Source organism: Pseudomonas spartinae (assembly GCF_965197125.1).
Classification (GTDB): domain Bacteria; phylum Pseudomonadota; class Gammaproteobacteria; order Pseudomonadales; family Pseudomonadaceae; genus Aquipseudomonas; species Aquipseudomonas composti_A.
The window spans coordinates 668,371-682,459 of the sequence record NZ_CBDAMB010000002.1 but is presented as its reverse complement, the minus strand read 5'-3'; the positions used below and the strand labels follow the sequence as shown (position 1 = coordinate 682,459).

General features: G+C 65.3%; 12 protein-coding genes. 8 read left to right on the top strand and 4 right to left on the bottom strand.

The window, feature by feature from the left end; translation table 11 throughout:
* Window positions 1–52 precede the first annotated feature (52 nt).
* The 4 genes from ACN8M7_RS06975 to ACN8M7_RS06960 all read left to right on the top strand — a co-directional run bounded on the left by ACN8M7_RS06975 (window position 53) and on the right by ACN8M7_RS06960 (window position 3,576).
* Window positions 53–883 carry a PA5502 family lipoprotein gene (locus ACN8M7_RS06975; protein ID WP_490260242.1) on the top strand — a complete coding sequence of 277 codons (831 nt, stop codon included), beginning with the start codon at window positions 53–55 and terminating at the stop codon, window positions 881–883.
* 182 nt (window positions 884–1,065) lie between these two features.
* Window positions 1,066–2,073, top strand: coding sequence for a methionine ABC transporter ATP-binding protein (locus ACN8M7_RS06970; protein WP_061238708.1), 1,008 nt, complete (start codon window positions 1,066–1,068; stop codon window positions 2,071–2,073).
* Window positions 2,073–2,741, top strand: a complete 669-nt coding sequence (locus ACN8M7_RS06965) for a methionine ABC transporter permease (protein WP_490260241.1) — start codon at window positions 2,073–2,075, stop codon at window positions 2,739–2,741. The genes ACN8M7_RS06970 and ACN8M7_RS06965 overlap by 1 nt, the downstream gene beginning before the upstream one ends.
* Before the next feature lie 64 nt (window positions 2,742–2,805).
* Window positions 2,806–3,576, top strand: a complete 771-nt coding sequence (locus tag ACN8M7_RS06960) for a MetQ/NlpA family ABC transporter substrate-binding protein (protein WP_061238710.1) — start codon at window positions 2,806–2,808, stop codon at window positions 3,574–3,576.
* 75 nt (window positions 3,577–3,651) lie between these two features.
* Here the strand turns inward: ACN8M7_RS06960 and ACN8M7_RS06955 are convergent, their stop codons facing one another.
* Window positions 3,652–4,080, bottom strand: coding sequence for a GFA family protein (locus tag ACN8M7_RS06955; protein WP_061238711.1), 429 nt, complete (start codon window positions 4,078–4,080; stop codon window positions 3,652–3,654).
* 3 nt (window positions 4,081–4,083) lie between these two features.
* Entirely contained in the window at window positions 4,084–4,974 is an 891-nt protein-coding gene (locus ACN8M7_RS06950; protein WP_490260240.1) for a LysR family transcriptional regulator, read from the bottom strand.
* 96 nt (window positions 4,975–5,070) lie between these two features.
* Here ACN8M7_RS06950 and ACN8M7_RS06945 point away from each other — a divergent pair, with 96 nt between their 5' ends.
* Entirely contained in the window at window positions 5,071–5,496 is a 426-nt protein-coding gene (locus ACN8M7_RS06945) for a VOC family protein (RefSeq protein ID WP_490260239.1), read from the top strand.
* On the opposite strand, the gene ACN8M7_RS06940 is transcribed toward ACN8M7_RS06945, so the two are convergent.
* Both ACN8M7_RS06940 and ACN8M7_RS06935 read right to left on the bottom strand, forming a co-directional pair.
* On the bottom strand, window positions 5,493–6,218 hold the full coding sequence (locus ACN8M7_RS06940; RefSeq protein ID WP_490260238.1) for a hypothetical protein: 726 nt from the start codon (window positions 6,216–6,218) through the stop codon (window positions 5,493–5,495). The two genes, ACN8M7_RS06945 and ACN8M7_RS06940, sit on opposite strands and share 4 nt — an antisense overlap.
* Window positions 6,219–6,339: 121 nt before the next feature.
* The gene (locus tag ACN8M7_RS06935) at window positions 6,340–9,222 is read right to left on the bottom strand and encodes an EAL domain-containing protein (RefSeq protein ID WP_490260237.1); all 2,883 of its coding nucleotides are present in this window, start codon (window positions 9,220–9,222) and stop codon (window positions 6,340–6,342) included.
* Window positions 9,223–9,513: 291 nt separating this feature from the next.
* On the opposite strand from ACN8M7_RS06935, the gene uvrD reads away from it, so the two are divergent.
* The 3 genes from uvrD (at window position 9,514) to ACN8M7_RS06920 (ending at window position 14,055) form a co-directional block, all read left to right on the top strand.
* Window positions 9,514–11,697 (top strand): DNA helicase II, encoded by a 2,184-nt coding sequence (gene uvrD, locus ACN8M7_RS06930; RefSeq protein ID WP_490260236.1) that lies wholly within the window; start codon window positions 9,514–9,516, stop codon window positions 11,695–11,697.
* 26 nt (window positions 11,698–11,723) lie between these two features.
* Entirely contained in the window at window positions 11,724–12,818 is a 1,095-nt protein-coding gene (locus ACN8M7_RS06925; RefSeq protein ID WP_490260235.1) for a TRAP transporter substrate-binding protein, read from the top strand.
* 154 nt (window positions 12,819–12,972) lie between these two features.
* Window positions 12,973–14,055, top strand: a complete 1,083-nt coding sequence (locus tag ACN8M7_RS06920) for a TRAP transporter substrate-binding protein (RefSeq protein WP_490260234.1) — start codon at window positions 12,973–12,975, stop codon at window positions 14,053–14,055.
* The last annotated feature ends 34 nt before the right edge of the window (window positions 14,056–14,089 follow it).

Sequence of the window (14,089 nt, the reverse complement as noted above, 5' to 3'; positions counted from 1 at the left end):
GCTACGAACCTGTATGATTGCGCGTTTTTTGCACAATTCGAGACGCGTAGTCATGAAGTCGTTCGCTTTTCGTGGTCTTCCTATTCTTCTGGTTCTGCTGCTGGCCGGCTGCCAAAACACGCAGCCGCACAGCGTTCCGCCAGTCGATGATCTGGTCATCGCTTTCCGCCAGCTTGACCTGAGCCTGGCCGAAGAACGCCTCGACGATGCTCGCAGCCAGCTCGACGCCCTGCAGCAGCGCGCCAGCCGTGATACGCGCCTGGAGCAGTACCAGCGCCAGCTCGCCGAAGCCTACATGGAACAGGGCCAGCAAGCGCTGCAAGGGGGCGATCTGGACCGCGCCGCGCAGGCGCTGGGCCAGGCCCGCAGCCTGATGCCGCAAGCCCCGGCCCTGAGTCATGACCTCAATCGGGCCATCGACAGCGCCCGCGCCGCCCGCCAGGCGGCAACCGAGCAACAGGCCCGCGAAGCGGCCGCCAGACTCGACGCCGAACGCCAGCAGCGCCTGGCCAGTGAGCGCCAGGTCGCAGCCAAGGCAGCAATCGTCAAGGCGCCGGCCAGCCAGCCGACAGTAGAGGCCGAAAGCAAGCCCACAGCGCGCCTGATCGACCCGAACGCCGCCAGCAGCACGGTCGCGTTACCAATGCTGGACAACCAGGACAACGAGAACCTGCGGCGCCTGCTCGATAGCGTGGCCGCCGATGTCGTGACCTTTCGCTGCGCCGTGCGCATCGAAGTGCGTCAGGCCAAGGACTACCCCTGGGTCGCGGCGCTGCTTTCGGCGCGGATCAAGAAGCTCGACCCGACCTTCCATCCGCGCTTGAGCCAGAGGATCGCGCCGCAACAGGTACCGCGCCTGCTGTTGAGCCCACAGCACAACTGATGCAGGGCGCAACGCCGGTTGCGGATCGGTAATGCCATTTTGTAATAACCATAGGCCAACAAAGATTTTCTCGGCCTAAACACCGCCGGGTAGACTAGCGCCCCTTTGCGCCTCACCCGGTGCCCGATGGCCGGCTCGATACCCACGCAGCCCGCCCTGAACATACCCAAAAGGTCGTTCGCGTGATCCACTTTCAATCCGTCCACAAGGCCTACCGCGTCGCGGGCCGCGAGATTCCGGCATTGCAGCCCACCACGCTGCAGATCGGTCGCGGCCAGGTGTTCGGCATCATCGGCCACTCCGGCGCCGGCAAGAGCACCCTGCTGCGCCTGATCAACCGCCTGGAGGAGCCCTCCGGCGGGCGCATCGAGATCGACGATGTCGACGTCACCGCCCTCGACGCCGGTGGCCTGCGCCGCTTCCGCCAGCAGGTCGGGATGATCTTCCAGCACTTCAACCTGCTGTCGTCGAAGACCGTCGAAGACAATATCGCCATGCCGCTGCGCCTGGCCGGCGAGCTGAGCCGCGCCGAGATCGACGCCCGCGTGGCCGAGCTGCTGGCCCGCGTCGGCCTGCAGGAACATGCGAAGAAATACCCGGCGCAGCTCTCTGGCGGGCAGAAACAGCGCGTCGGCATCGCCCGGGCGCTGAGCACCCGACCGAAGATCCTGCTGTGTGACGAAGCCACCAGCGCCCTCGACCCGCAGACCACCACCGCCGTGCTGCAGTTGCTGGCCGAGATCAACCGCGAGCTGGGCCTGACCATCGTGCTGATCACCCACGAGATGGACGTGATCCGCCGCGTCTGCGACCGCGTGGCGGTGATGGACGCCGGTGTCATCGTCGAAGAAGGCCCGGTGGCCGAGGTGTTCCTGCACCCGCAGCACCCGACCACGCGGCGCTTCGTGCAGGAGTCCGAGCACGTCGATGAAAGCGAGCAGCGCGACGACTTCGCCCATGTCGAAGGCCGCATCCTGCGCCTGACCTTCCAGGGCGAGGCCACCTACGCACCGCTGCTGGGTACCGTGGCCCGCGAGACCGGGGTGGACTACAGCATCCTCGCCGGGCGCATCGACCGCATCAAGGACAGCCCCTACGGCCAGCTCACCCTGGCTCTGACTGGCGGCGACATCGACGCCGCGCTGGCGCGCTTCGAAGCCGCCGACGTGCATCTGGAGGTACTGCGCTGATGCTCGAACAACTGCTGCCCAACGTCTTCTGGCCGGAAATCTGGCAGGCCAGTCTCGACACCCTGAACATGCTGCTCGGCTCGATGCTGTTCACCGTGCTGCTCGGCCTGCCGCTCGGCGTGCTGCTGTTTCTCACCGGCCCGCGCCAGCTGTTCGAGCAGAAGGCCCTGTATGGCGTGCTGTCGCTGGTGGTGAACATCCTGCGCTCGGTGCCCTTCGTCATCCTGCTGATCCTGATGCTGCCGGTCACAGAAGTGGTGGTCGGCACCTCGCTGGGTGTGGCCGGCGCCATCCCGCCCCTGGTGGTCGGTGCCACCCCGTTCTTCGCCCGCCTGGTGGAAACCGCCCTGCGTGAAGTGGAGCGCGGCATCATCGAGGCGACCCAGGCGATGGGCGCCAACACCTGGCAGATCATCACCCGCGCGCTGCTGCCCGAGGCACTGCCTGGCCTGCTCGCGGCCACCACAGTCACCGCCATCACCCTGGTCGGCTACACCGCCATGAGCGGCCTGGTCGGCGGCGGCGGCCTGGGCGACCTGGCCGTGCGCTACGGTTACCAGCGTTATCAACCGGACGTGATGGCCGTGACCGTGGTGCTGCTGCTGATCCTGGTGCAGGTGCTGCAGATGGTCGGTGATCGTCTGGTCATCCATTTTTCTCGCAAGTAATGATGAATAGCGGCGACTCGCCACCCGCGAGACCCGCAATAACCTTCCCAAAAGGAACCTTGAAATGAAGAAACTGCTGACTGCCCTGGCGGCCTGCGCCGCCTTCTCGGCCCAGGCCGAAACCCTCAACGTCGCCGCCACCCCGGTGCCGCACGCGGAGATCCTCGAATTCGTCAAACCGGCTCTGGCCAAAGAAGGCGTGGAGCTGAAGGTGCGCGTGTTCACCGACTACGTGCAGCCCAACCTGCAGGTGCAACAGGGCAACCTGGACGCCAACTTCTTCCAGCACCAGCCGTACCTGGACGAGTTCAACGCCAGCCGCAAGACCGAGCTGGTCAGCGTTGCCGGTGTACACGTCGAGCCCTTCGGCGCCTACTCCAGCAAGATCAAGAGCCTCGACGAACTGCCGCAAGGCGCCATCGTCGCCATCCCCAACGACGCCACCAACGGCGGCCGTGCCCTGCTGCTGCTGCAGAAGGCCGGCGTGATCAAACTCAAGCCGGACGCCGGCATCCTCGCCACGCCGAAGGACATCGTCGAGAACCCGAAAGGCATCAAGGTGCGTGAACTGGAAGCGGCGACCCTGCCGCGCGTGCTGAGCCAGGTCGACCTCGCCCTGATCAACACCAACTACGCCCTGGAAGCCAAGCTGAACCCGACCCAGGACGCCCTGGCCATCGAAGGCAGCGACTCGCCGTACGTCAACATCCTGGTGACCCGCGCCGACAACAAGGATGCCGAGGCCGTACAGAAACTGGTCAAGGCCCTGCACAGCGCCGAGGTCAAGCAGTTCATCGAAGAGAAGTACAAGGGCGCTGTCGTACCGGCGTTCTGATCGCCGCTTACGCTCTGAGTAGTGCCCAATGCCGCGCCGCTGCAAAGCCGCGCGGCATTTTCATCTCTGCGCCGCTCACGACGGGATGAAGCGCAGTACACCGGCCTGCCGTGGCCCGGCGCCAGTCGGATCATCGCTGGGGTGGGCGATGCCATCGCTGACCGGCACCTCGGCGAAGTCGAACGGGCTGATGCCCTCCAGGCAGGCGACATTGACCCCGTACTGATGGGGATTGGAGCGGCGCTGGTGGTGGGTGTAGATGCCGCAGCGCGAGCAGAAGAAGTGCTGCGCGCTGTGGGTGTTGAAGCTATAGGTGCTCAGCAGGTCTGCACCCTGCAGGATGCGAAAGCCGGCCAGCTCCGCCGAAACCGCCACCGCCCCACGCATGCGGCAGTAGGAGCAGGTGCAACGCCGCGCACTGTGCAAACCATCGCTCAAGGTCACGTGAAAGCGGACGCCGCCGCAATGGCAGGCGCCGTTGATTGCACCGATATCCTTGTTCATCCGTCATACCTCCGCCCGACAGGAAGCGCCATCATAGGTTGGTTCGGCCAGGCACTGCAGCAGCCAGTCCAGAGCCGGCTGACGCTGGGCGCGGCGCAACGTGGCCACCAGCTCGCGGTGGAAGGTGAGTTCACCCAGCTCCAGCACGCGCAGCGCCTGAGGCCGCTGGCACCACAGGCCGGCGCGCGGTATCAGCGACACGCCCAAGCCACATTCGACCATGCGCACGATGGCTTCCAGCTCGTCCAGCTCCAGCGCTTCGCGGGGCGTCAGCCGTTGTTCGCGGAGAAAACGCTCGACCTGGCGACCACCGAAGGAACGCCGGTCATAGCGTACGAAGGGCTGCTCACGCAGTAATTGCAGCGGGTCGTCACCCGGCAGGCCGGGCGGCGCGATCAGCACGAAGGGTTCGCGGGCCAGGGCAACCTGCATCAGCTCCTTGGGCAGCTCGAAAGGCGGACGAATCAGCACCGCCAGGTCCAGCTCGCCGGCATCCACCTGCCCCAGCAGATCGAGAGAGACGCCTGGCACCAGCTTCAACTCGACCCGTGCGGCCTGGGTGCGGAAACGCACCAGAGCTTCGGGCAGCAGCCCGGTCTGGACACTGGCGATGGCGCCGATTTTCAGCTCGCCCTGCCATTCCGCCAGCGCAGTCGGCACGGCCATCTGCGCGTACAGACCCAGCATCTGCTCGGCCAGTGGCAGAGCATGGCGCCCCGCGGCGTTGAGCACGGCCGCACGGCCACTGCGGTCGAACAGGCGCACGCCCAGGTTCTGCTCCAGCACACGCATCTGCGCGCTGACCGCAGACTGGGTCAGGCCCACGCGCAGCCCGGCAGCGGCGAAGGTGCCATGCCGGGCCACAGCCACGAAGGTTTTCAGTTCACGGATCATTGATCGATTTCTTTGGAGCTCGACCTCAAGGATATTCGCTTTTAATCAAAAACCTTGCACCTAGAATCGACAGCTACCGACCTGAGGAGCCCGCACATGACACTGTCCCCCTTTCACCTGGCAATTCCCGTGTACGACCTGGCCGCCGCCCGGCATTTCTATGGCGAGGTGTTCGGCTGTGCCGAGGGTCGCAGCAGCGAGCACTGGGTCGACTTCGACTTCTTCGGCCACCAGTTGGTGATCCACGAGGCACCAAAGATGGCCTATCAGGAGTCGGCCGTGAGCAACCCGGTGGACGGCCACGACGTGCCGGTGCCGCACTTCGGCGTGGTGCTCGGCTGGGAGGCCTGGGAAGCGCTGGCCGAGCGCCTGCGCAGTCGCGAAACCCAGTTCGTCATCGAACCCTACGTGCGCTTCCAGGGGCAGGTCGGCGAGCAGGCCACCATGTTCCTCCTCGACCCCTGCGGCAACGCCCTGGAGTTCAAGGCGTTCAAGGATATCGGTCAGCTGTTCGCTCGCTAGGTCTGCGTAGGAGCCGGCTTGCCGGCGATCAGTGCTGGAGCGCCCGCAACGGGCGCCTCCAGCCGCTCCGGAACAGCCTGCAGACGTTCTGGCAGTAGCTCGCGCAGCCCGTCGTTGACCTCCAGCAGCAGCGGCAACAACTCGTGCAGCAACGCCGGATCGAGATGCGCGCAGACATCGGCCTGGCGTGGCAGCGCCAGGCCGCTCAACACGCGGGCGGAGATGGCCACATTGTCATCGGCCGCGGCAGCCTCGGTGAGCCGACACAGGTAGCCCGTGGAAAAGCTGCGCAGGCTCTGCACGATCAGGTCAATGTCGACGATATGGCGAGCGATCTGCAGCACGTGGTCGGTGTCGTTGATGCCATAGATCAGCACCTTCACCTGCTTGGCCGACAGGCATTCGGCATAACGCGCGGCAGTGGCGAAGGCGCCGATGGCGCAGAGTTGACGCGCCACCTGCAGGTGCACCTCATCCGGCAGTGCCAGGTAGGTCTGCAGAATCATCTGCGGGTCGAGGTGGGTAGTGACCTGGGCGAGAAAGTCGATGGGCAGTTCGAGGATCAGCTCACGCAGTTGCGCCGGCGGCATGTGCGGCGACAGTTGCGCGGCCTGTTCGGGGCCGAGCTTCTGCACCAGCGCGGCCTTCACCGCCACCGGCGCCATGCTCTGCGAAGCCAGCAGCAAGCGCTGGGCCATGCTCAGGGACGGGGCTTTGGCCATCGGGTACTCCTTGTCGTGAGCGAGGCCAGCAGCATCCCGCAGTGGCCGTTATGGCACAGCCATCTTTGCGCCGGTCGCGTCCGCGCCCGGTTTAAGCGACTGGGTAGAGAAGAAACGCCGCTCAAGCCAGCGGGTTGTCGATCTGCGCCCGTAGCAGCTCGGCGAAGGCGCTCGCTTCCACCGGACGGCTAATCAGGTAGCCCTGGATCTCGTCGCAGTTCTGACTCTTGAGGAAGTCCATCTGCGCCTGGGTTTCCACGCCCTCGGCCACCACTTTCAGCTCCAGGCTGTGGGCCATGGCGATGATCGCGCGGGTGATCGCCGCATCCTCGCCACCAGGCGAGAGGTCGCGGATGAAGGTCTGGTCGATCTTCACGTAATGCACCGGGAAGCGTTTGAGATAGCTGAGCGAGCTGTAGCCGGTGCCGAAGTCGTCGATCGCCAGCTTGACCCCCAGTTCGCGCAGCTGGCGGAAGGTGACGATGACGCTGTCGACGTTGTCCAGCAGTTGGCTTTCGGTCAGTTCCAACTCCAGGTACTGCGGCGCCAGACCGGTCTCTTCCAGCACCTGACGGACCAGACTGGTGAGGTTGCCCTGACGCAGCTGATGCACCGAGATGTTCACCGACACGCGGATTTTCGCCAGCCCCTGGCGCTGCCATGCGCAGGCCTGCTGGCAAGCCTGGCGTAGCACGAACTCACCAATCGGCGCGATCAACCCGGTTTCCTCGGCCAGGCCGATGAACTCGCTCGGCGCTATCATGCCCTGCTGCGGATGGCGCCAGCGCACCAGCGCTTCGGCGGCATTGAGCTGGTCGTCGGCCAGGTTCAGCTTGGGTTGGTAGAACACCTCGAGCTGGCCTTCATCGATGGCCTTGCGCAGTTGGTTCTCCAGTTGCAGGCGCTCCAGGGTGCAGGCCTGCAGGTTGTCGGTGAAGAACTGGAAGGTGTTGCCGCCCAGGTGCTTGGCGTGTTGCACGGCCATGTTGGCCTGACTGATCAAGGCACTGATCTCGCGCGCGTAGTCAGGCAGCAGGCTGATCCCCAGCGAGGCGCTGACCACCAGTTCGTGGCCGCCGACGGTCATCGGCACGCGCAGCTTGGCCAGCAGCCGGCTGGCCACCCGCGCCAGGCTGGACAGGCTGCCGTAGGCATCGAGGATGATGACGAATTCGTCGCCCGACAGCCGCGCGATGCAGTCGGCTTCCGGCACCGCCTGGGTCAGGCGGCGGCTCATCTGACGCAGCAGCTGGTCCGCCACTTCATGGCCGAGGCTGTCGTTGAGCAGCTTGAAACGGTCCAGATCGATATGCACCAGGGCGATGCTACGGCCACTCTGGCGCGCGCGCTGGCTGGCGTCATGCAAGCGTTCCCGGAACAGGCTGCGGTTGGCCAGGCCGGTCAGGTCGTCGTAATGCGACAGGTAGCGCAGGCGCTCTTCGGCCTCGCGCCGTGCGGTCAGGTCGGCAAAGAAGCCGACGATTTGGCTGGGCCGACCAGCCGCGTCGCGCACCAGGTTGAGCTGCAGCCACTGCGGGTAAAGCTCACCGCTCTTGCGCGTCTCGATCAGCTCACCCTGCCAGGTGCCACTGTTGTCCAGTTCCTGGCGGATCATCTGGTATTGCCTGCGCATCTCGCGGCTGCCGATCAGGCGGGTCACCGTGCGTCCGACCACTTCCTCGCTGCTGTAGCCGGTGACTGCGCTGAACGCGCGATTGACCGCCAGCACGCGATAGTCGGGATCGAGAATGAAGATGCCTTCGCTGGCCGCCTCGAACACCGTAGCCGCCAGGCGCTGCTGCTGCTCCTGCTGGCGCCGCGCGCTGACGTCACGCCGGGTGCCGAGCATGCGCAGCACACGCCCCTCGGCGTCGCGCTCCACCGCCCGGCCACGGTCCTCGACCCAGACCCAGTGACCATCGGCATGCCGCACGCGGTATTCGATGTGGTAGTCCTCGCTGCGCCCCTTCATGTGCGCCACCAGCGCCCGCCGCAGCGCCGGCAGATCGTCCGGGTGCAGGCGCGGCGTCAGGTCGCGCAGCATCACCTGCACCAGCTCGGGATCCAGGCCGAACAGTTCGCGCAGGTGCGAGTGATGCACCTGATCGCTCTGCAGATCCCAGTCCCACAGCCCCAGCTCGCTGGCCTCCAGCGCCAGGCTCAGGCGTGCCTGACTCTTGCCCAGGGCGTGGGTCGCTTCGTCCAGCTCCAGGGTGCGCTCGGCCACGCGCATTTCCAGTTCGCCGTGGGCACTGCGCAATTCGCGCTCGGCGCGGCGGCGCTGCTCGACCTCGCGCGCCAGCTCTTCGTTGAGGCCTTCGGCGCACTGCTTGGCGTGTTCGAGATTGCTGATCAGCGCCAGGTTGTGGAAGCGCTGTACCAGGCTGCGCTGCACCAGGCGATTGACCTGCCAGGCCACCACCAGCAAGGCGAGGAACAGAATCACGCTGATCAGTCCCCAGCCGCGTTGCAGGGGATTGTCGCTGAGCAGCAAGAAGGCCGCCGACGGCAGCAAGCAGGGCAGTGCGAAGGTGAGGAAGGCGGACAGGCTGACGGCATAGGCCACGCTGGCCGAGAGAATCGCCGCGGCGATCAGCCCATAGACCAGCGCCTGCTGGTAGAACACATCGGCAGGCACCAGCACGATCACGGCGAAGGCCAGGGTCAGCCCGGATGCACCGGCGCCGAAGAGAAAGATGCGCCGCCAGTAGGGCTCGGCCTGCCGGCTGGGCAGCGCCTCGTTGAAGGCATTCACCTGGGTCAGGCGCAACAGCACCAGCAGGACCACCCAGCCCAGCCAGGCAGCGAGCATCGGTGCGCCCTGCTGATTCCACAGCAATAGGCTGCAGGCCAGGCCGACCAGCAGCATGAGCAATGTGGGCAGGCGTGAGCCCTGGAACAACAGACGGGTACGCTCGACGGCAATATCCGTGGCGAACTGACGTTCAGCCTGGTGCGGGTCCAGCGTCACCTCTTGAATTACGGCGCTAGTCGTGGCGGTCATAGGCGATTTTCTTGTAATGGTTGCCTAAGGGTCTGCGGGGCAAATATCGGCACCCTCAGCCCTGACGTCGCGGGAGAATACCCGAGACAGACGCGCTGCCCAACATGGATGTGGGCAATTTCACTGCTTGACACCCCACGCTGGGAGAGCGCCGGTAACCCATGATTGCCACCGGCCTGCCATCCGCGCATCTCCATGCCCTGATCTGCCATTCGTCGGTTGCGCCCTGGTGGTTTCGCCGCCACGAACCGGCGGTTTGCCCTCCCCTGTCCGGCCCCCTAGAATGCCGCGATGCAAAACGACCCCGAACTCCTCCTCGCTTCGCTCAACGACGCCCAGGTCCAGGCTGTGGCCGCTCCGCTCGGCCGCCAACTGGTGCTGGCCGGCGCCGGCTCCGGCAAGACCCGCGTGCTGGTGCACCGCATCGCCTTCCTGATCCAGGCAATGGGCGCTTCGCCTCATTCGATCCTGTCGGTGACCTTTACCAACAAGGCCGCCGCCGAGATGCGCCACCGCATCGAACAGATGCTCGGGCACAACCCGGCCGGCATGTGGGTCGGCACCTTCCACGGCCTGGCCCACCGCCTGCTGCGCGCGCACTGGCAGGAAGCCGGGCTGGCCGAGAACTTCCAGATCCTCGACTCCGACGACCAACAGCGCCTGATCAAGCGGGTGATCCGCGAGCTGGGCCTGGACGAACAGCGCTGGCCGGCCAAGCAGGCGCAGTGGTTCATCAACGGACAGAAGGACGAAGGCTTGCGCCCGGCGCACATCCAGGCCGGCGGCGACCTGTTCCTGGCTACCATGCGTGGCATCTACGAGGCCTACGAAGCGGCCTGCGCCCGCACCGGGGTGATCGACTTCTCCGAGCTGCTGCTGCGCGCGCTGGATCTGTGGCGCGACAAGCCGGGCCTGCTCGAACATTACCAGCGGCGCTTCCGCCATATCCTGGTCGACGAGTTCCAGGACACCAACGCCGTGCAGTACGCCTGGCTGCGGCTGCTGGCCAAGGGCGGCGACAGTCTGATGGTGGTCGGTGACGACGACCAGTCGATCTACGGCTGGCGCGGCGCACGCATCGAGAACATCCAGCAGTTCTCCAGCGACTTTGCCGATACCCAGGTGATCCGCCTGGAGCAGAACTACCGCTCCACGGCCGGCATCCTCAAGGCCGCCAACGCCCTGATCGCCAACAACAACGGGCGCCTCGGCAAAGAGCTGTGGACCGACGGCAGCGACGGCGAGCCGCTGGCCCTGTACGCCGCCTTCAACGAGCACGACGAAGCGCGCTACGTGGTCGAGACCATCGAGGACGCCCTGCGCAAGGACGGCCTCAAGCGTAGCGAGATCGCCATTCTCTATCGCTCCAACGCCCAGTCGCGGGTACTGGAAGAGGCGCTGCTGCGCGAAAAGATCCCTTACCGCATCTACGGCGGCCAGCGCTTCTTCGAGCGCGCCGAGATCAAGAACGCCATGGCCTACCTGCGTCTGCTCGACGGCCGTGGTAACGACGCGGCGCTGGAGCGCATCGTCAACGTGCCGGCGCGCGGCATCGGCGAGAAAACCATCGAGACCATCCGCGAGTACGCCCGCGCGCATGACGTGCACATGTGGGAGGCGATCCGCCTGATGCTGGCCAACAAGGCCCTGCCAGGCCGTGCCTCGAGTGCCCTGAACGGCTTCATCGAGCTGGTCGAGGGCCTGGCGGAAAAGGCACTGGCCATGCCGCTGCATCAGATGACTCAGGTGGTCATCGAGCAGAGCGGCTTGCTCGCCTATCACGAAGCGGAAAAGGGTGAGAAAGGCCAGGCCCGGGTGGAGAACCTCGAGGAACTGGTCAGCGCCGCACGCGCCTTCGAGAACGATGAGGACGAGGAGCTGAGCCCACTGCAGGCCTTCCTCACCCACGCTTCGCTGGAGGCCGGGGATACCCAGGCCGCCGAGAACGAAGACAGCGTCCAACTGATGACCCTGCACAGCGCCAAGGGCCTGGAATTCCCCCTGGTGTTCCTGGTTGGCATGGAGGAGGGTCTGTTCCCGCACAAGATGAGCCTGGAAGAACCGGGCCGCCTGGAAGAAGAACGCCGCCTGGCCTATGTCGGCATTACCCGTGCCATGCAGAAGCTGGTGATCAGCTACGCCGAAACCCGGCGTCTCTACGGTAGCGAGACCTACAACAAGGTGTCGCGCTTCGTCCGCGAAATCCCCGCACCGCTGATTCAGGAAGTACGCCTCTCCAACAGCGTCAGCCGCCCGGTGAGCACCAGCTCCATGGGTGGCAGCAGCCTGTTCGCCGGTAGCGCCGTACCGCAAACGCCCTTCAACCTGGGCCAACGCGTACGCCACAGCCTGTTCGGCGAGGGCACCATCCTCAACTTCGAGGGTGCCGGCGCCCAGGCGCGGGTCCAAGTGAATTTCGAAAACGAAGGCAGCAAGTGGCTGATGCTGGCGTACGCCAAGCTGGAAGCCTGTTAGAACCTACCGTATCTGGAGAAACATCGATGAATCGCCGCAACCTGTTCGGCGCCGCCCTGGCAGTGATCGCCGCCATCGGCCTGGTTGGCTGCAAAGAAGACAAGCCAGGCAGCGAGCAAGCCGCCGCCAAGCCGGCAGAAACCATCCACTGGAAGATGGTCACCTCCTGGCCGAAGAACTTCCCCGGCCTGGGCACCGCTGCCGAACGCCTGGCCGAACGCATCAACGCCATGAGCGCCGGGCGCCTGACCGTCAAGGTCTACGCCGCTGGCGAGCTGGTGCCGGCACTGGAGGTGTTCGACGCCGTTTCCCGTGGCACCGCCGAAATGGGCCACGGCACCCCGTACTACTGGAAGGGCAAGGTGCCGGCTGCGCAGTTCTTCAGCAGCGTACCTTTTGGCCTCTCCACCCTGGAGATGAACGCCTGGCTCAGCCATGGCGGTGGCCAGGCGCTGTGGGACGAAACCTACGCACCCTACGGCGTCAAACCGCTGTCCGCTGGCAACACCACCATGCAGATGGCCGGCTGGTTCAACAAGGAAATCAACAGCCTGGATGACATCAAGGGCCTGAAGATCCGCATGCCGGGCCTCGGCGGCGAAGTCTGGAGCAAGCTCGGTGCGATCACCGTCAACCTGCCTGGCGGTGAGATCTTCACCTCGCTGCAGACCGGCGCCATCGATGCCACCGACTGGGTCGGCCCCTACAACGATCTGGCCTTCGGCCTGCACAAGGCGGCCAAGTTCTACTACTACCCGGGCTGGCAGGAGCCGCAGGCGGTGGTCGAGTCGATGGTCAACCAGAAGGCCTTCGACGCACTGCCGGCCGACCTGCAGGCCATCGTCGTCGAGGCCGCGCGTGCCGCGACCCTGGACATGATGGACGACTACGTATTCAACAACGCCAAGGCGCTGCAAAGCCTCAAGGCCGAAGGCGTGCAGCTCAAGCGTCTGCCGGACGAGGTGCTGCAGGCCATGCGTGAGCAATCCAGCGTGGTGCTCGAGTCCCTGGCTGCGGAAAACGATCTCAATGGCCGCATCTGGGCCTCGCAGAAAGCCTTCCTCGAAGAGGCCAGCGCCATGCAATCGCTGACCGAGAAAGAGCTGTACAACTGGCGTTGAGCCGCTCGCTCCCCTCTCCCATTCATGGGAGAGGGGCCGGGGGAGAGGGCTGAGATAGCGCGAAAGCCTTAACCTCTCCTGTCGTTACGCAGCCAGATGACACTGCAGCGAATGGCATTGGGTTCTGGCCCCGTTTTTCTTAGAGATCCTGCCCATGCATCTTCGCTCTCTGCTGCTCCTGCCCCTGCTCGCCCTCGGCCTGATCGGCTGCAAGGACGACTCCGCCCCCGCCAACCAGGCCACCACACCCGCGCAAAGCTTCCACTGGAAGATGGTCACCACCTGGCCGAAGAACGCCCCGGGCACCGGCACTGCTGCCGAACGTCTGGCCGAGCGGATCAACGCCATGAGCGCCGGGCGCCTGACCATCAAGGTCTACGCGGCCGGCGAACTGGTACCGGCGCTGGAGGTGTTCGACGCCGTTTCCCGCGGCACCGCCGAACTGGGCCACGGCACGCCGTATTACTGGAAGGGCAAGGTGCCGGCTGCGCAGTTCTTCGGCGCCGTGCCGTTCGGCCTGTCGACCCTGGAGATGAACGCCTGGCTCAGCCATGGCGGTGGCCAGGCGCTGTGGGACGAAGCCTATGCACCCTTCGGCCTCAAGCCGCTGACCGCCGGCAACAGCACCATGCAGATGGGCGGCTGGTTCAACAAGGAAATCAACAGCCTGGATGACATCAAGGGCCTGAAGATCCGCATGCCGGGCATCGGCGGCGAAGTCTGGAGCCGGCTCGGCGCCACCACCGTGGTGTTGCCGGGCGGCGAGATCTTCACCGCCCTGCAGACCGGTGCCATCGATGCCACCGACTGGGTCAGCCCCTACAACGACCTGGCCTTCGGCCTGCAAAAAGCCGCCAAGTATTACTACTACCCAGGCTGGCAGGAGCCGCAGTCGGTGCTGGAGCTGCTGATCAACCAAAAGGCCTTCGACGCCCTGCCGGCCGATCTGCAAGCCATCGTCACCGAGGCCGCGCGCGCCTCGACCCTGGACATGATGGACGACTACGTGTTCAACAACGCCCTGGCCCTGGACGAACTGAAGAAGAGCGGCACCCAGCTCAAGCGCTTCCCCGATCCGGTGCTGCAGGCCATGCAGCACGAGACCGAACAGGTACTCGGCGAGCTGGCCGCGCAAAGCGAGCTCAACGGTCGCATCTGGGCCTCGATGAAAGCCTTTCAGGCGCTGGCCACCTCGATGCAGGCTCTATCGGAAAAAGAGCTGTACGACTGGCGCTGAATGAGCGGAGCCTCAGGCTCCGTTTGTCGCTCGG

What these genes read in the sequence shown, in the direction of transcription:
- ACN8M7_RS06975 (WP_490260242.1), top strand. Translation starts at nt 53, where the DNA reads ATGAAGTCGTTCGCTTTTCGTGGTCTTCCTATTCTTCTGGTTCTGCTG.
- ACN8M7_RS06965 (WP_490260241.1), top strand. Translation starts at nt 2,073, where the DNA reads ATGCTCGAACAACTGCTGCCCAACGTCTTCTGGCCGGAAATCTGGCAG.
- ACN8M7_RS06960 (WP_061238710.1), top strand. Translation starts at nt 2,806, where the DNA reads ATGAAGAAACTGCTGACTGCCCTGGCGGCCTGCGCCGCCTTCTCGGCC.
- ACN8M7_RS06955 (WP_061238711.1), bottom strand. Translation starts at nt 4,080, where the DNA reads ATGAACAAGGATATCGGTGCAATCAACGGCGCCTGCCATTGCGGCGGC.
- ACN8M7_RS06950 (WP_490260240.1), bottom strand. Translation starts at nt 4,974, where the DNA reads ATGATCCGTGAACTGAAAACCTTCGTGGCTGTGGCCCGGCATGGCACC.
- ACN8M7_RS06945 (WP_490260239.1), top strand. Translation starts at nt 5,071, where the DNA reads ATGACACTGTCCCCCTTTCACCTGGCAATTCCCGTGTACGACCTGGCC.
- ACN8M7_RS06940 (WP_490260238.1), bottom strand. Translation starts at nt 6,218, where the DNA reads ATGGCCAAAGCCCCGTCCCTGAGCATGGCCCAGCGCTTGCTGCTGGCT.
- ACN8M7_RS06935 (WP_490260237.1), bottom strand. Translation starts at nt 9,222, where the DNA reads ATGACCGCCACGACTAGCGCCGTAATTCAAGAGGTGACGCTGGACCCG.
- uvrD (WP_490260236.1), top strand. Translation starts at nt 9,514, where the DNA reads ATGCAAAACGACCCCGAACTCCTCCTCGCTTCGCTCAACGACGCCCAG.
- ACN8M7_RS06925 (WP_490260235.1), top strand. Translation starts at nt 11,724, where the DNA reads ATGAATCGCCGCAACCTGTTCGGCGCCGCCCTGGCAGTGATCGCCGCC.
- ACN8M7_RS06920 (WP_490260234.1), top strand. Translation starts at nt 12,973, where the DNA reads ATGCATCTTCGCTCTCTGCTGCTCCTGCCCCTGCTCGCCCTCGGCCTG.